The sequence below is a fragment of the Spirosoma pollinicola genome (genome assembly GCF_002831565.1).
Classification (GTDB): domain Bacteria; phylum Bacteroidota; class Bacteroidia; order Cytophagales; family Spirosomataceae; genus Spirosoma; species Spirosoma pollinicola.
In genome coordinates, this window is sequence record NZ_CP025096.1 from 8,021,300 (window position 1) to 8,040,199 (window position 18,900).

An 18,900-nucleotide genomic window follows, 5' to 3' on the forward strand; every position below is an offset into this window, starting at 1 on the left:
ATTCTTAGAATTTAAACTGTAAATATTTCCCCGGCTGCTCCGGATCGACAACAAACCAGGCAGGATTCCCCTCCCTGTCTCTACCGAGTTTAGCTCCAGAAACGGGTGGCTCGTTAAACGAATAAGTAGTGTTAACTTTTTCCTTGTGTACAGTATGTTGTGGCAGATGACTTTGGAAAAATCCCGCGTTAATCATCTCACCTATACTATTGATAAAGTGGTTTATGATCAAATTTATTTCGTTATCGGTATGTGCTTCGGTTGTGAAGCAGGGAAACCCGTCCCAGATATGAACACCCTTCTCCCGCATGAGTGTAAATAGTAATTCGGAATAGGGTATTTCCTCTTTGGGTTTGATTTTCCAAAGCGAACCAAACTGAGCCGCAAACAGGGGTATCTGGTGGCGCTCGAACTCGGCATTTAACGCCTTAGCGATTCGCTCGGCCTTGTGAGTCAGGGAGTTTTGCAAGTCCGCCCCCATCGTTTTCAGGTGAGACAGCGAAGCTTTGGCTGCTGCCAGGGCCAATGGATGACGAACGAACGTACCTGCAAAATAAGTGACGCCTTTCTCGGGGAAGGAAACGTCGCCATACTGCCACGTGCCGCCATCAAGGGCATCCATAAAGTCACGCTTGCCCGCAATTACGCCGATGGGGAGCCCGCCCCCAATTACTTTACCGTAAGAAGCCAGATCTGCTTTAACACCAAACAGCGCCTGAGCACCGCCGGGGTGCATCCTGAAACCGGTGATCACTTCATCGAAGATCAAGGCCGTTCCCGACTCTTCTGTAATGGCACGAACCTGTTTCAAAAACTCGACAGGCCTGAATTCGGGTCGGCGGCTCTGAACAGGCTCCACCAGCACGGCGGCAAATTCATGCGCTCTTTCCCGAATAATTTTCAAGCTTTCCTCCGTACCGTAATCCAGAATCAACATGTTCTGTACAGATTCCGGCATGATACCCGGCGCGGCCGGAAATGACTTTAATTTTTTGGTGCCCCGAACGATCACCTCATCGACAATGCCGTGATACGATCCTGAGAACGCAACGATGAGCGACCGCCCCGTGACGGTGCGGGCAATCCGCATGGCGCCCAACACAGCCTCAGAGCCCGTGCTACACAAAGCGGCCCGGTCGAAGCCCGTGAAGTCACAGATCATACGGCTCACCTCGCCCGCCAGTTCATGCTGGGGGCCCACTTCAAACCCGCTTTCAATCTGCGTGTGGAGCGCATCTTTAATGAAATCGGGTTGATAACCGAACATGCTGGAGCCAAATCCATTGAGCATGTCGATGTACTCATTGCCGTCGATGTCCCACAAGCGGCTGCCTTTCGATTTATTGACGACAATGGGGTAAACGAGTTCCTTGGTTAGCGGTTTGAAGCCTGAAACAACCCGGGGATCGGCCATATAATCGCGGTGCTCCTGCGTATAAGCTTTGCTGGCACCGGTCTTTTTATTGTACCGGTCAATGAGTTGCTGCAAAAACGCGTTTTGCGAAGGAGTCAACTCAGTTGCCTGCCGCTCAATGCGGGCACTGGCCCCAAACGGCTTCTTAATTTCAATCTCTTCTTCCGGCGACAGGTCCGGCGTTTTAACGGGTATGGTTTTCGCACTCGCCGGGGCGGGTGCTGCCGGCATAGGCTGGTTGCCGCCCTGCATGAGCGCCACCTGTTTCGTGAGGATCTGCAACTGCTGAGCCATCAGGTCCAGTACCGAGTTCGAACTAATTTCAGTCTGCTGGATACTCGGCGCCACTAATGATGTTACCGGCGCCGGGCTGGCCACGGCAGGAACGGCCTGTGCCTTTGGTTCATAAGCACCCGCAGGCAGGTTGGTATCGAGGTAAGTGACCAGCTGGTCGAGGGTGGCGTACTCATCATTCAGTTGCCGGAATGTGATGGGCAGATTAAACTCCCGCTTAAGAAGTATCGATACCTGGGTAAGCAACAACGAGTCGAGTCCGATTTCTAAAAAGTTCATATCCGGCGTTGCGCCTTCCATTTCGAGGCCCGATGCCTCTTCCAGCATTTCTTTTACTTTAAGGTGCAGAACATCTTTGCGCATGTTGATCGCGTATGGGTGAATTTCGGTTGATTGGCCATCGTGTGGTTCTTGTACGATTGGCGTAGTGACTGGAATGGAGATTACTGGTGTCGTTGAGGCAACAGGACCGACCCAGTAGCGTTTTTTGTCGAACGCGTAGGCCGGTAGGTTAACCCTGTTCCTGTCCTGATCGCGATAGAACGCCTTCCAGTTTGGTTCCAGACCACTCTGCCAAAGCTGGCCTAGGGTTCTTATGGTAGACTGGTAATCTGTTTGTTTGTCTTTACCGTCTAGGCTCGTTACAATGCTGAACGGTCTGGAACCCGCCTGCTGACGGGCAAATGTTGCCGTCACATTACCAGGACCCACTTCGAGGAACAGCGGTCGCTGGAGTTTAAAAATAGACTCCAGCGCATCGGCAAAGCATACGGTCAACCGCAGGTGCTTCGCCCAGTAGTGCGGATCTGTCGCTTCGGCATCCGTCAGCCAGTCTCCGCTCACAGTCGACATGATTGGTTTTTGGGGACGATTGAGTACTATACCCTCGACCACTTTCTGCAAATCCGGCACGACCGAATCCATCATGGCCGAATGAAACGCGTGGCTCGTATGCAGCACCCGGTTTGGTATGCCTTTCTCGTCCAGAACGCTGGCAAAAGCGGCAATATCTTCGTCATGTCCAGCTACCACGCATAATTTGTCGCTGTTTATGGCGGAGATAGACAGCGGCTCGGGCATCAGTACCCCTACTTTTTCGGCCTCCATTCTGACCGACAGCATACTGCCACGGGGCAGTTCACTGACCAGACGGCCCCGCATGGCAATTACGGTTAACACGTCGGCCAGTGAAAACACGCCGGCCAAATGAGCGCCCACGAACTCACCAACACTATGCCCACAAAATACGGATGGTTCAATACCCCAGCTCATCCACAATCGGGCCAATGCATACTCGGTAACAAACAGAGCCGACTGCGTATACTTGGTATTTTTCAGACGTTCTTCAGCAACCCTGCTCAGTTCGTCGGAGTACATGATCTGGCGAATATCGGTGTCCAGATGCGCACTGAGTAGTTCTGCACATTCGTCGACGGCCTGCTTATAAACGTGTTCGTTTTCGTACAGTTCGCGACCCATATTGAGGTATTGTGAACCCTGACCCGGAAACAGAAAAACAATTTCTCCGGGCGTTTCTTTAACTGTTTTTGCTGGCGATGAAGCCGAATCTGCATTGAGTAACGTGTTGACCAGTTGATCGCCCGTAGCCGCCACCACGAATTGCCGATGATTAAAGTCAACGCGGGTGGTGTGCATCGTAAACGCGACATCGCCCAGCTTTACCTGACTGTTTTTTTGCAGGTGAACGGCCAGCCGATTGGCATAAGCGCCACAACTTGCGGTCGACTTTGCCGACCAACTGATGAGGTGTACCGGACGCTGTTTCTTCGACAGTTGTACGGTCGACGGGGACGGTACTTCATGCGCATATTCTTCCAGCACCACGTGTACATTGGTACCACCAACCCCAAACGAACTCACCCCTGCTCTTCGCAGCATAGTATCGCCCTGTTTCGCCAACTTCCAGTCGGTAAGACGGGTATTGACAAAAAATGGGCTGTTGGCAAAGTCGATGTTCGGATTGGGTGTCGAAAAACCCAGCGAAGCCGGTAGCTGTTTGTGATATAGAGCCAGTGTGGTTTTAATGAATCCGGCAACGCCGGCGGCTGCGGTCAAATGCCCCATATTGCTTTTTATAGAGCCAATGGCACAATACTGAAGCAAAGGCTGATAACCAAACGCCATTTTCAACCCGTCGATCTCTATTGGGTCGCCAATGGGCGTTGCCGTTCCGTGGGCTTCCACGTAGCTGATCGTCGATGGATCGAAGCGGGCATCGTTCAGGGCCATTTTGATAGCGCCGGCCTGTCCTTCGGCACTTGGCGCCGTAAAACTTCCTTTGCCACCCCCATCATTGTTGATGCCTACTCCTTTAATAACGGCATAGACCGTATCGCCATCCCGTTGGGCAGCGTCCAGGCTTTTTAAAAGCACCACTCCTACACCATCGCTGAAAACAGTTCCATTTCCACTGGCGTCGAACGACCGGCAATGGCCATCGCTGCTCAGCATGGACCCTTCCTGGTAGAGGTGACCACTGTTGATGGGCGCCGTTATGCTGGCACCACCCGCCAACGCGACCTCACACTGGCCGTTGCGCAGACTTTGAACGGCCTGCGTAATGGCTAACAGCGACGTTGAACAAGCTGAGTGTACGCTCACGGCTGGCCCTTTAAGGTTCAGCTGGTAGGCAGTGCGCGAGGCTATGTAGTCTTTTTCATTGATGGTCATTACCTGAAAAGGGCCAACCTGATCCATCAGGTCTTTATGGCAGAGCACATTGTTCAGGAAATAGGTATTGTTGCCACAACCGGCAAACACACCCACCCGACCGGCGTAGTGCTGCGGCAGATAGCCCGTTTGTTCCAGTGTTTCCCAGGCCACTTCCAGAAAAATACGCTGCTGCGGGTCCATAAGCTGGACAGTAGTAGGCGGCAGGCCAAAAAACGAAGCATCGAATTGATCGGCCTGCTCCAGAACGCCCCGCGCCCTCACATATAAAGGATCGTTTTTGAGGTGGGCCGGTATACTCCCGTCCAGTTCATCATACGAAAAGAACTGCGTCGTTTCTCGGCCTTCTCTTAATACATCCCATAGTTCATCAATAGTATTAGCGCCCGGAAAACGGCCCGACATGCCAATAACTGCAACGTCGGCGGCGCGCGTGGAGTCGCCGGAATTATCAAACTCAAGGCCGGCCGATGGTACTGTCTTCTTTACAGGCTGTAAATACTGAGCAATGCCTGCTGGCGTTGGGTACTGATATAGCTTTGTAACTGGTAGTACATATTGCTTCTGCTTCAAAGTAACAACGGTTCGTTGAGCCAGTAATGAGTTGCCACCCAGTTCAAAAAAATTATCGTCTGCCCCCACTTTGTCGATCTGCAACAACGCGGCCCATAGATCGGCAACGGTCTGTTCCAGTTCAGTTGTGGGTTGTTTGTATAGTTCGGCCCAGTCGGACCGATTGCGCTCCGGGCTGGGCAATTTTTTCCTGTCGATCTTGCCGCTGCTGGTTCGGGGAAGATCATTCATCCAGACGAAAGCCGATGGCATCATGTATTCGGGCAATCGCTGCCTGAGCTCTTTCCGAATGGCCGAACTGTCGGTTAGTCCGGTTGACGAAATCAGGTAAGCAACCAACTGCTTCTGGCCGTCGGCGCTTTCGCGGGCCACAACAACAGCTTGTTGAACGGCGGGCATCTGGCTAATAACGACCTCAATTTCGCCTAACTCGACCCGATGACCGCGAATTTTCACCTGATCGTCCCGGCGACCCAGAAATTCGATAGTGCCGTCGGGCAGGAACCGCGCCAGATCATCTGTGCGGTAGCAGCGTACGAGGCCGAACTGTGGCGTTTCCAGATCGATAAACTTTTTGTCGGTTAGTGCGGGCTGGTTCAGGTATCCCTGGGCAAGGCAGCGGCCACTAATGCAGAGTTCGCCCGGTTCCTGGTTATCAACGACCTGCATTTGCTCGTTGATAATGAACAGATCGACGTTGTCGATAGCTTTACCAATGGATGGCAGCTGGGGCCAGTTAGCCGGATTGCCGTCCAGTTTCAGCTCGCTAACTACGTGGCACTCAGTTGGTCCGTACTGATTGTATAAGACGCAGTTAGGAAGTGCCGAGAAAAACGCGGCTACTTGTGGGGTAATTTTCAATTGTTCGCCAGCCGTCATCACTTCGTGCAGACAGGTGGGAAAGAGATGGGTACTGACGGCGGTTTCGGCCAGATATTGCAGCGCGACGAAGGGCAAAAAAAGCCGGTTCACAGCCTGCTTGTCAATAAACGCCAAGAGATTGCTCATGTCAAGCCGCAATTCCTCGTTAATCAGCATCAGCGTCCCCCCCGTTGTTAGCGTCGCCATAATCTCCTGAAACGACACATCGAAACTCAGCGGTGCCAGTTGCAGGGTGCGCGTGTAACGCCCGGCGCGTGAATGGTGGGCCTGCCACAGCAACAAATTCACAAGCGGCCCGTGGCCCATGCAAACCCCTTTCGGTTTACCCGTTGATCCGGAGGTAAAGAGAATATAAGCCAGGTTGTGAGGAGCCATCGAAACAGGCATGATCTGCTTCGGTTCGTTCGAGATGGTCTTCCAGTCACGATCTACACAAATCAGGTCAAAGTCCACCTCCCGGCCCGTCAATACCCGACTGGAGCGGCTATCGGTCACCACGACTTCCCCCCCCACATCAGACAGAATGTACTGTATTCGCTCCTGCGGATAGTCCGGTTCAATGGGTACATATACGCCCCCGGCCTTGAGTATGGCTAGCACGCCAATAATCATCTCCAGGGAACGACTGATACAGATGGGAACGAGGGTTCCTTGTTTTACACCATGTTTTTTCAGGTAATTCGCTAATTGATTCGACTGCTCATCCAGTTGTCGATATGTAACTGAGTTGCCTTCATGAATCAGCGCTACACTATCAGGCGTCGCGCTAACCTGATCAGCAAATAAATCGGTGACTAACTTAGTATCAATATCTGAAAAAGACGGAATTAAATTCTGCGCATTAGGTTTAGGCAGAGCTTCATCAGCAATTCCACCAGTAGTTTTTCTAGGAAACTCTTTCATCCAGATAAAATAAGAAGGTGTTATAAAAGTAGGGAGTTGCTGCTTAATTGCTTTATCAATATATAGTATGTCTATTTCTTCTTTTTTTGCAATCAAATAAGCGGCCAGTTGCTGTTGGCCCAATGTATTTTCCAGGGGCACAACAATGGCTTCCTGAATGACTTCCAATTGTAACAAAGCAGTCTCGTTTGCTTTAATGTCATATATGTTCATGATTATTTCTAAATTTATTTCTAGTATATAATTATGCAACTGGAGACTTATAGACTTATTTTCAAGAGAAAAAAAGCGGAATCTATATAGTTTTACGGTTCAGCTCAAACTATAGAGCCAATGTAAAAATTTGAGAATTGAAATTATCTAACGTTGAATAGCGTACACCTGCGGTGCGTTTCTGATAAATGCAAAAAATACGTATAGACTATAAAAGGACTGTTTACAGTATGATAAAATATGTTCAGGCTTGATACTAATAGCAGCGAGATATTTCATTGTTATTAACATATAGCCAAACTAACAACTTGTAAATGTAATAGGCTACAAGAGTGAATTTGTACGCTTATAACTAGTATCTAATTGAATCAACTAAATAATTTTACCATCACAGCTTGCTACGTTCACTTTCTGAAAACTGTGGGCAACCTTTAACTTTATAGATCAGGGCATTAGTCCGTAAAGTAAATTCGTTACCAATTTGCAACTGGGCTCGACAAAAATACAAGTCATCTCGTTTGACTTTACAGACTTACTCACAAGTAAATAAGAACAAATTGATTTCAGTACATATAAATTATTCTTACAGCGATTGAAATAAAAAATTGCTAAAATGCCTGAACAATTAGTTGAAATTATAAGAAATATATGGGAAATAGAAATAGCTTTTCAAGCAAAAGGAAAAAAACAAAAAATTTTAATTAAACAACATGTACTTTATTTTATATATATTGTTAACATTTTGTATGCTTTAGTTGAGTATTAGGCTATTTTATTATTGTATTTTAACAATAAAATATCAATTTTTCTCACAGTAAAATATTAATATTTATCAAAAGGTGGTTTTAATTAACTCAAATATTAGTCTATATTATAAAAATAATTATAATTTATATTTTTTTAATTATAAAAATATTTTTTATTTGGGGTCCTGTAAGACTTTGTTGCATAGCCTCTGCCGGGTAACACCCAACACGTTCTCAATGATATACAGCTTGTAAGAAATTTAAATAGAAATGAAAAGTTATTAATTATTATACTCCAGATCAACAGTAAATTTATACATCGACAGGCTTATTCGCTGTAATGAATTAATCATATGATACCAATTTATATTAATGGCTGCTAAGACTGTTGAACTGGCTCGACTAGGTGATATTGTTGTAGAGAAAAAGTATGGTATGACTTACGAGGAATTTAGCGAAAAACATCTTTTTGGTAATTATCCCGTCGTAATTGGTGACGCTTGTAAGGATTGGTCAGCAAAGAATAAATTCACTCCGGAGTACTTCAAAACGGTCTACGGGGATCGAAAGATAGTTGTACAGGGCAACAACTATACGCTGAGTGAATACATCGACTTGATGATGGTTGCCACGGAAGATAATCCGGCTCCTTACCCCTGCAAATTACAGATTGACCGGGATTATCCTGAACTTTTACCGGATGTAACACCCCGGTTTATGTATGCATTACCCGACCGTATTACCAGTAAACTTCTGCCTAATAACTTCCTGGGAGGAGCTGATACACTTGAGATTTTCTTTGGTAGTCCGGGCGGTCAATTTCCTTATATTCATTATGACTATATGTGTTTGCACGCTTATATTACTCAGATATATGGACAAAAGGAATTTACAGTAATCCCTCCTGAGCAGACTCCCTATGTCTACCCAAAAGCAAATAATGTATGGGTATCCGAAGTCAATGATGTAAGAAATCCTGATTTAGAAAAGTACCCTTTATTTGCTAAAGCAACTCCTGTTTCTTTTGTTGTCGGACCCGGAGAAACTCTGTTTATTCCTTGTGGCTGGTGGCACACAGCGCGTTCATTGACAGCTACCATTTCGGTGGCACTCGACTGCCTGAATGCATCTAACTGGAAAAATTTTATGAACGAAGTAGATATCAAATTGAACCAACGACGTCCCTTAATTGCCAAGGCCGCCCACGCCTACCTTTCTGCACTTGGTGGCGTGTTGAACACTTCCGAAAAAATCGGGATAAGTGTTTAGTGGATGTCGACAGCCTTTAAAAAACGCAGGCCTTAATTTACATAAGCAGATGTTATAACGTACCAAAGCGTTACGCATACCAGCAATGTCCTGTCGTGCTTCTCCCGGAGAAGTGATCGATCATCATAAATTCTTTATTAAAACGGTTGTGCTAGCAAATCAGGCCCTTGATAGACCTACCTGCGTGCCCTGTGATGGACCAAAAATGTCTTCAACTAGGCACGCAGGTGGACATCGCTCCACCGGCATGGTCATCCCTTTCTGAAGCTAAAGGCTGCTAAAGAACCCATTGGTTTTGGCTTCGAAATGGTGCCTTTGCGCAACGTCAACAAGTCCGAATCGGGTTTGACAACCGTTTTGTTTGTGGGTTGACCGGAGGTTTGTCCACACTGGCCTGCAACACGTGTTGACCCCATGTTGTCCAAACGTGCGTTAATTGTCTTTGAAAGGATAAAAAAGCAGGCCGTTGCTGGATGACATCCAACTTATTATAGTGGGCATCAACCAGCGCCTGAAGTTCTTGACGGGTTATGAGAGCACGAAAAAGGAATGTAGAGCCAATGTAACCCTCTTTTAGTAGTTTTGAAATGCACCCTTTCCGATTGGTGATGTAACCGGAACAGACTCATTTAACCGATTAAACAACCTTCTTAAGACCAGATTTCTATCAAACTGATTTACAAAGTTAAACGCGTTCGATTCGTAGAATTTGAACTGCTCTTTATTCTGCAAATAGTTGTCTATCAAAAGCTCCATATTATCAAGATCGTCAATATTAGCCGAAATGCCTAACTTGTTGTTAGCTACCACTTTGTATATTTCAGAATCTTTACCGGCAGCAACAAAAATCAACTTTTCCTTAGCCATTATACCCAGCAGTTTTGATGGGAAATAGGCATCGCCCGAGTCATTTTTCTGCGACAGAAAAACTATATCCACGTCAGACAGGAAGTTGTAGTAATCTTCCTGCGAAAGGAAATCGATAAAGTCGATGTTGCTTGTTTTCTTGGTAGCAGCGTATGCTTTTAAATTAATCAAATCGCCCCCTTGACCGATAATTAAGAAGACAAGATCTGCATAATCTTTAAATTTTTCGCTTAAGTCTATTAATACAGACAAACTTTGTTTTACGCCTACATTGCCGGCATAGCCTACTATTATTTTATCCTTATACTTAGGGAATTTATCCCGGAATATGCCTTCAGTTCCCTTCTTATTTGCCTCATTGACACTAATCCAGTTGGGCCACAAATAAATTTTATCGTCATCCAGCGCTACCTTCTGTCTAATTAGATTGATCATACCATCGGAGATGGACGTTACAATATCGGCTTCTCGATAGCTGTAGCTTTCTGCAACATTCATCGCGTCGATGATGGGTAGTTTCCCGAGCATTCCCAGTGACTGAGCCGCATCCAATTGTAAGTCTTGAACATTGATAATTAGTTTAGCTTTCCAGATCTTTTGAAACAGAACTCCTAGCAAGCCCAGGCTTATTGGCGTAGTAAACACAACGATTACGTCTTGCCTACCGGCACGGAAGAAATTAAAGAAAGCAAAAAGTATAAAGGTAATTTCCTGAATTATTCGGGTCAGCGAAGTGACTTTTTTAGGAACGTATAAGTAACCTCTCAGTACTTTAATAGATTTAAAATAATCTGTTCTAAATAATTTCCCTTTGTCTTCAGGTCTTTTTTCCCATTTCGGGTACCACGAAAAGCCCGTAACTACAGTAACGTCATGCCCCTGTTCTGATGCGTATGTAGCAAAATCAGTGGAATATAATGATATGCCACTATGGTCTGGGGCAAAAGTCATACTACTAACTAATATTTTCATTTATAAATAGTTTTAAATAAAGTATACATAATTTACATTTTCAAAATCGCTACTTTCTATATCGCTTCTATCAAGCCGAATTCCTTACGGAAGAGTATTGTGTGCAGATATTGTATGTCAATGAATTTCCTGGGAAATATAGAGAAGCATTTTATAAAGATGAAAAACAGATACATGGTAAGGTTTTGACAGACAATAAATAAAGCTTGATAAGTAGTATACATTTATCTCTATATACTTAATTTTTTTTTACGTTAATTGAAAATTACAAACATGTGAGTTAGCTTTATACAATAGCAATTATAAATATTTGAGTAAACAACCGTTCAATAAGTAAGCAAAAATTGTTATCTATTAAGTTTTGAAGCGGGTTGTATACATTATTCGATTTTGCTTAATCTTGAACTGAAGGTACCCGCCGATACCAACTTAACAACAGTATGTTCGCAAGCGGTTTTTGTGCATCACTTAGGTAGCACCAGTGCTAACTATCAGGTAAGTATTTTTAAATGTCTATTTCCTGGCTTCTACCGCAACATTACTACTGGCTGATCAGGATTTCTGCTTTATAAAATGCTGGCTCGTTTGGTTTCCCTCTTTAAATTGAACTAACAAGAGATAAGAGCCTACAGGTAGGAACTGTATGTCAATGTCAGCTTCAGATTCAGCGGTGCTTGACTCTAACAATAAGATACCTAGTACAGAATATATTTTAAAACTTGCTCCCGCTTTCGACATTTCTATGTGCAGTTCGGTAGTAGCCGGATTTGGATATACTTTCGCAACGGCGGGTAATTCAGGACTGATGTCCGTCAAGCATGAAGCTGTTCGGATCGAAGCATGGCTAACCCTATCCAGACGGTCATCTTTTAATAGTATAGTAGAATTTTTAAGTTTCAGATTGCACACCAGTGTGTTATAAGATCCTGAATTAAGGTAGAGTGCATGATCACAGTTGATCGCGGTATTGTTTTGAAATATGCTGCCCAATATCGCTGGAATTTGTTCTTCAACGTAACGGGCAGCCCCTGGCTGATACTGTAAGTAGTTCAGATAACCTTCGGGGAAATTGGCATCCACAATAGCGGGTATATTGGGCTGCCCGGCCGTAAGTGTGTTGTTGCGTACTTCCAGACCAATTACCGACGTACCAAAGGTTTTTTCCTGAACGAACTGTACCGAGTGCACACCAATAAAAACTCCGTTTTCTCCATTCGTATTCGATACTAAATTGCCAATTATCTGATTATTATACATAGGAATAAACTGCTGCGACAGGCTGGTTTCACCGCGTTCCTGCTGTATAGGTGCCAGATCGATTGATCCGCTGTTGATCAGCGTATTGTTAATGATAGCAACCTCATTGGTTGCATTGTGGTACAGGGTGATGCCCCGGCGGTTACCCTCCATTATATTTCCCTGCAACAACCAATTGCGTGCTCCCCAATTGAAGATGGCATAATGACTGCCAGCGGCAGGAACCACATCCCAGGGCCGATCTATTGTTAGTATATTAGCGGTACGGCTGGTGATCGTACGCCACTGGCCCACTCCCTTTCCGTTAACGATAGCAACCACCGGCCTTCGACGGACTTTGGCCCAGTTTTTAGTATTATCTGTTATGGTAATGGATGTTGCGTCGCTCATGATACCAGCGTCTTCGTCGATCCGATCCGGGCCACCGCCTTCGGCAATGATCGTTTCCCCATCATTACTATTTTGAGCGGGACCGTTAATGACCCTGAATTCGTTCGCCAACACCGCGACGTTTTCGGCGAAATTGAGAATGAGCACGTGATTAATGACACTAGCGGGATAACGGGCGGCTCCATCCCGGTAGACGCGGTTGTTTTCAAAAACCCCATTATGTGCATCATTAAAATTCAATCCATCTACGGCATATGTAAAAGAGTTTCCGCTAACAACGAAATTGGCACATCCATTCAGTTGAAGTGGTCCACGATAGCCAGTGTTACTGGTCAAGCCCTGCGTAATGATGGAGTTGGCTATCACCAACTTATTACTGTTAGCCCACATCAGCCATTCGCCCCGGTTCAGGTCTATGAAGACACGCTGTAAAAAGACCTCCGTACACTGGCCTGTCATGTTACTCGTCCACTGCGCCGTATTGTCTACATTAAACAATGATAAATCGGCCAGGCCGGATTGGTTCGTAATGGGCGGCCAAACAACGCCGGTACGTGGATTACTGGTATCGTAACCGAATTTGATAAATGTCTGGTCTTTGTCGACTCCCTGTATAACCACCCGATTACGCATTGTCAGGGCCGCAGAGCCACTGGCCAGAAGTTTGTAAGTGCCGGCGGGTAAATAAACGATACCGCCCCCGTCGGCGTTAGCCCGGTTAATGGCCCTTTGAATAGCAGGCTGATCGTTGGTTTGGCCATCGCCAACAGCTTTTAAACTCAACCGCGGGTCAGTCTTAACGTTATATATATTTTTATAGAAGTCGAATTTGGTCGCCCAGGGTACGCCTAACTGAAAGTAGTCGATCCCTGTTTTGATAGCCAACACGGTCTGTTCCATCCTGGTCTCCCCAGCGTCACCGCTAAACCCATTGCTGACAAAGAGATTATAATTTGTGCCGGGCTGGAGTGCGTCCGGTACTTTCACATTTAAAGTATATGGATCACTCTCCTCCGTGTTGACCACACCTACCTGCACGTCTGTGCCGTTCTGGCTCACAAAGCGCACGTTGGGTGAGACGCCACTAAGTTGCAAATTACGGCCAAAGATGCGTAGGTTTCCGCCAGGCGTCACCTCTGGCGAATCCAGGTGCATAGAGCAGGGTTTGTTGACATAGACGCCCGGACTGCGCTGACCCTGCTCATCGACCCAGATCTGATACAGATCCAGCTTCAACCGGGCCGGTATCTGTACGGTTGCCTGTCCTGTGCTTTGCACCAGCACATGAAGCGGTATTGGGGTAGTGGATGTACCTTGTGTCAGGTATACTTTCGCATCGCTCGCAAAGTTTCCCTGAAGGCTAATTGCCTCGCCTGGTTTAGCCGATTGATTTATATTAAAAATTACTGTTTGCGCTATAACCGCTGATGTACGAATACAGCAGCCAAGTAGTAGAGTTAATGCAACAGACCGTAAGATGTGATTCATGAGTTACGTTTTATAATATTTCGTTAACCGGATATAATACATTGTATCCTTTATTGACTTCCAATAATTAGACTGTTTGTTAATTTAATATAATTTCAGGTAAAAAAAAGTTTATGTTTTTTGAATAAAGGGAAGATATGTAGTGTAGGTTATAATAGCATTTGTCTAAATCAAATCAAAATTTTACATTTTTTTGTTTGATGCTTGTGCTTAGAAATAAACCAAAACTTACCAAACTAGTCAACGACTGAACTAACTACCATTGTAGCAACAGCTTTTTATTATTGATTCAACAACGGATGCGATTCAATTCAAAAGATATTTCCAATGCTTTTATAATTTAGTTTTCAGGAAATAATTTAATCTATGACAAAGGCTTCCTGAAGGCATTAGAATGCCTTTTGACAGGCAAACGAATAAAATATCGATTAAAGTTATTCAAAAAATACAAGTTCTCTCAAAGAGTAATTAAGCGGTAGGCTGGCTATGTAAAACTATCGACCCCATTCACAGTAGTTAATGAATTAAGATATATAGTACTATTGTGTCTTGTTTTGCTTCCGATAGGGATTGTCTTCGTACCCATTTATTACCCTGAGGCCCCTAATTCAAAACTTTTTGAGCATAAATTAATTTTTTTTGCAAAACGCCCTTCTAAAACCTCACTAAGCTTTATAGACCTAAGTTTTTTTTTGGTTACAAAAAAACATTGCCGATGAGTAAATTTGTATAATTATTTATCAGACGGACTTTAATGAGTATAATTATATTGTTCATCAAATTATTTCAAATAACATATTTACGTACTTCAGAAAATATTAACCTAAATAGACGTTAGTTTACAGTTTGTCAATAAAGTTAATAAGCTATTTTTCTACATACGTACTGTTTTGCATATATAGATTGTATATTCTCAAAATGCTTCGCACCTTTCTAAAATAAATGCAGTCTATTATATTATTATGACAGGTACGATAGCCGATTTTTATCATCAATATACAGTAAAATCTCAGTATTGATTTTGGATAAAAAACAATTATGATAATTTTATGACGAGTTTGTTATAATTTCTATTCACAGCAATAAATAAACATAATAGTAATTTTCGACATACAGACAGTACTGATAATGTTGTTGGCCTAAAGACATGTAAATTGATCCTATTTACCCGTGTGCATTCATTGATCATAGTCAATCTGGGCAGAATGAGTGGATGAAATTCACTCCTGCCGAGTGCTATGATTATACAATCGATCAGTTTAATTAAAGAGCATAACCTATTTATTTACAATTCCATTTTACGGTCAAAAATTTTATAGTAAACACTTTATATTGTATTGATATTTCAAATTGAACATTATTTGACATGACTAATGAATCAAATTACTCCTATACTACACATCAGGTAGTTGAATCGGAGGGATTAAATCTTCGTAACTTAATCTCTAGGTATATAAAGAGATGGCCCTGGTTTGTGGTTTCTATAGGCCTCATGCTGGCAGGTGCCTATATTTATTTACTTGATAAACAGCCTGTTTATAAAATTCAGGCCAGTTTGCTGGTTCAGGATCAACAGAAAGGAAGTGAACAGAATAATACACTTAAAGAATTAGGGGTATTCACGCCTAAACAAGTTGTTGAAAATGAGATAGAAGTTTTACGGTCGTTCACCCTGATGAACCGCGTAGTTGAAAAGCTCCATTTGAATGTGCGCTATTACGAAGCTACTACCTTCAGCAAACGGGAGCTTTACGAGGATTCTCCAATTGAACTGATTATTGAGCAGCCCATATCAGCCCTATACAAAAGCCCATTAGATATTACTTTACCCGGCGATAATACCGTTACCATTAATGAACACGTTTATCCGCTCAATAAAAGCATAGAAACTCCCTACGGACGCCTTAAAATCGTAAGCCGCAAAGCAACTGCCCGCATCAAAAAAATGATAGTGCAGGTGTCAAAACAGACCTCTGCTGCTAAAAGCTATTTGAGCAATTTGCATGTGATCCCCACCGGTAAAGGGTCAACAGTTATTCTTATCTCGCTCGAAGATGGCGTTCCCTCAAAAGGTGAAGCCGTTATAAATCAACTTATCACAGAGTATGATCAGGCAGCCATCATGGACAAAAACAAAGTTGCTGCTAACACACTCAAATTTATTGAAGATCGGCTTAACATTGTTTCAGGTGAACTGTCGTCGGTGGAAAAGAATGTTCAGTCATACAAATCTCACCAGGGCATTACAGATCTAAGCGTTCAGGCACAGTCGTTTTTAGAAACAGTGCAACAAAACGATGCATCGCTGATTCAGGTGAATGTTCAACTGGCCGCGCTCAATGATCTACAGAAATACGTTGAAACCAAATCGGAAAACCGGGGTAACACACCACCGGCTGTTGTTGGCTTAAACGATCCTGTTCTTCTCGGTCTTATCACCAACCTGACCACGCTGGAGCAGCAACGAGATCAAATGGCCCGAACCACCTCGGAGCAACACCCAATGCTGGAGACTATCAACAGTCAGATCAGAACGGCTGAAAACAATATGGCGGGTAATATTCTGACAATGAAGAATATGCTGCTCAGTACCCGGCAACAATATCTTGCCAAGAACGGCGAAGTAGAGGGAGCCATTCGTACGATACCCTTGAAAGAACGGATGCTGATGGATATCACCCGGCAGCAGGCGATCAAAAATAGTTTGTACACGTATCTGCTTCAAAAACGTGAAGAAACGGCAGTGGCTTTTGCTTCAGCCATTGGCGATACCAGAACAATTGATTTTGCCCTGAGTGATGATAAACCAATCAGACCGGCAAAAACTATTATTTACGCACTATTCGGTCTGCTGGGATTGGTATTGCCTATTGCTGCAATAGCTGGCAGCGATGCCTTGAATAATCGGGTAATGCGCCGGGGTGATGTAGAAGATGTTACGCACGTACCAATCCTGGGCGAACTGGTAAAAAAACGGCATCCCGGACCACTCGTCATATCGCCCAATAACCAATCTGTCATTGCGGAACAAATCCGGACACTGCGGGCCAGTCTGCCATTCCTACATAGCGAAGGAACAGAAAGCCAGGTCATCTTATTTACCTCCAGTATCAGTGGAGAAGGTAAATCATTTGTATCGACTAATTTGGGTATGAGCCTGGCTTATGTGGATAAACCAACGGTTATTCTGGACATGGATTTGCGGATGCCCAAGCTGCACAAAATATTCAACCTCGACAATACAAACGGAGTCAGTGAATATTTGCTGGGAGAGGCTACTGTCGATGAGGTATTGACACCCATTCCGGGCGCTACCAACTATTACGTAATACCAAGTGGATCGTTACCAAAAAATCCATCTGAGCTATTGAGCAGCCCCAAATTAAAGCAATTGATCGAGGAGCTCCGTGAGCGGTTCGATTATATCATTATCGATACCCCTCCGGTTGGACTTGTATCAGACGCCCGGTTGATTGCACCCTTAACGGACGCTACTTTTTTCATGGTTCGTCATGATATGACGCCCAAGAATCACATCAAAATGATCGATAAGCTTTACCGGGAACAGCGTTTTCCCCAGTTGAATATTATACTGAATGCCGTTGACGGTACTGACTCCTATCACTATAGCGGATACAACAAAGATTACGCTTATGGCGGTCAGCCAAGCAGAAAAATCTGGCAGTTCAGCCGCCGGTAATCTATGCTAATCTTTAGTTTTCGATAGCGTTGCAAACTGGGCAAAACTGGCGTTAAACGGGCTGCTTTAGTTTTTTTATATACGTGTTACTGCCTGTAATACGACCGCTAAGCAGCCTGTTCATAGCGATACGTTTTTGCCAGTTGGCAATGCATTTTCGAGAAAAATCAATTTGGGCGAAAGTCAATGCTAAACGCCTGATACTTGTGACTACTACTCACATAAATAGAATTATGAAAGTTTCGGTTTGTATTCCTACTTATAATCAGGCCAATTATATAGAACAGGCCATTCGAAGTGCTGTTCAACAAACTGTCCAACCCTGGGAAATAATTGTTTTTGACGATTGCAGCACGGATGCAACACCTCAGGTTCTGGAACGCCTTGTGGCTGAAATACCATTTCTTAGTGTCGTTTACCAAAAAAAGAATCTGGGCATAACCGCAAATGCAGATGCCAGCCTTCGGGCGTGTACCGGTGACTTTATTGTCAAGCTTGATTCAGACGATTATTTGTCGCCTGAATACGTAGAAAAAGTAGGTCAGCTTTTCGCTGAATATCCTGATGCCGGATACATACATACGGCTGTCGACGAAGTTGATCAGCATGGGAAATTACTTCAGGAAAAACGGCTGTTTAGAAAATCAGGCTTCCAGTCAAGTACCGATGCGCTGAAGTCAACGTTGAAAGGATACCGGGTAACGGCGAACATAATCATGTACAGACGTACGGCGCTTGAAAAGCTGAACTATCTGGCGGGGCGTTCACAACATTGTTTTGATTATCACCTTGCCGCGTCGATGTGCGCTGCCGGTTACGGTAATGTTTATCTGGACGAGATCTTGTCTTCTTACCGGGTCTGGACCGACAAATTCAGAAGCAAGCGTAAATACGATGAGATTACGGGCATCAGGCAGGTATTCGAAGAGGTGATTGAGCCCGCCTTTTCAAAACAGAACTGGAAATCGAGCGCCGTAAAAAATAGTCGAACAGATTTTGCCTGCCAGTATGCAAACTGCCTGAGCTGGACTGTTTATAACAACGACGAAAAGAAAGCGCTCGTGTCCGAATTACACAAACTTTCATCTGCACCTAAAGCCAGGATGTTTAGTTGGTTATACCTGAACGGGTTCGGGAATGCGATGTCTATCTTATCAGATATACAATCAATTCCAAGGTCAATTTTTAAAACGGTTTTACTTCGTTTTAAAATGGTGGGTGCGCTGAGAAATTAATTTTTA

6 protein-coding genes are annotated in these 18,900 nt (G+C 44.4%); 3 read left to right on the forward strand and 3 right to left on the reverse strand.

All coding sequences use genetic code 11. The annotated features are described in order from the left end of the window. Positions 1-4: 4 nt before the first annotated feature. Positions 5-6,970, reverse strand: coding sequence for a polyketide synthase (locus CWM47_RS33955; protein ID WP_240625602.1), 6,966 nt, complete (start codon positions 6,968-6,970; stop codon positions 5-7). A gap of 1,118 nt (positions 6,971-8,088) precedes the next feature. Here CWM47_RS33955 and CWM47_RS33960 point away from each other — a divergent pair. Next, the gene (locus CWM47_RS33960) at positions 8,089-8,985 is read left to right on the forward strand and encodes a cupin-like domain-containing protein (protein ID WP_100992952.1); all 897 of its coding nucleotides are present in this window, start codon (positions 8,089-8,091) and stop codon (positions 8,983-8,985) included. Positions 8,986-9,558: 573 nt separating this feature from the next. On the opposite strand, the gene CWM47_RS33970 is transcribed toward CWM47_RS33960, so the two are convergent. Beyond that, a complete protein-coding gene (locus CWM47_RS33970) occupies positions 9,559-10,824 on the reverse strand; it encodes a glycosyltransferase family 4 protein (protein ID WP_100992954.1) in 1,266 nt (421 codons plus the stop codon). Positions 10,825-11,376: 552 nt separating this feature from the next. Then, a complete protein-coding gene (locus CWM47_RS33975) occupies positions 11,377-13,959 on the reverse strand; it encodes a T9SS type A sorting domain-containing protein (RefSeq protein WP_100992955.1) in 2,583 nt (860 codons plus the stop codon). A gap of 1,366 nt (positions 13,960-15,325) precedes the next feature. On the opposite strand from CWM47_RS33975, the gene CWM47_RS33980 reads away from it, so the two are divergent. Continuing rightward, entirely contained in the window at positions 15,326-17,659 is a 2,334-nt protein-coding gene (locus tag CWM47_RS33980) for a GumC family protein (protein ID WP_100992956.1), read from the forward strand. 233 nt (positions 17,660-17,892) lie between these two features. Then, entirely contained in the window at positions 17,893-18,894 is a 1,002-nt protein-coding gene (locus tag CWM47_RS33985; protein ID WP_157816142.1) for a glycosyltransferase family 2 protein, read from the forward strand. Positions 18,895-18,900 lie beyond the last annotated feature (6 nt).

Bases quoted from the DNA above. Each gene is read 5' to 3' on its own strand.
- CWM47_RS33955 (WP_240625602.1), bottom strand. From the start codon at position 6,970: ATGAACATATATGACATTAAAGCAAACGAGACTGCTTTGTTACAATTG.
- CWM47_RS33960 (WP_100992952.1), top strand. From the start codon at position 8,089: ATGGCTGCTAAGACTGTTGAACTGGCTCGACTAGGTGATATTGTTGTA.
- CWM47_RS33970 (WP_100992954.1), bottom strand. From the start codon at position 10,824: ATGAAAATATTAGTTAGTAGTATGACTTTTGCCCCAGACCATAGTGGC.
- CWM47_RS33975 (WP_100992955.1), bottom strand. From the start codon at position 13,959: ATGAATCACATCTTACGGTCTGTTGCATTAACTCTACTACTTGGCTGC.
- CWM47_RS33980 (WP_100992956.1), top strand. From the start codon at position 15,326: ATGACTAATGAATCAAATTACTCCTATACTACACATCAGGTAGTTGAA.
- CWM47_RS33985 (WP_157816142.1), top strand. From the start codon at position 17,893: ATGAAAGTTTCGGTTTGTATTCCTACTTATAATCAGGCCAATTATATA.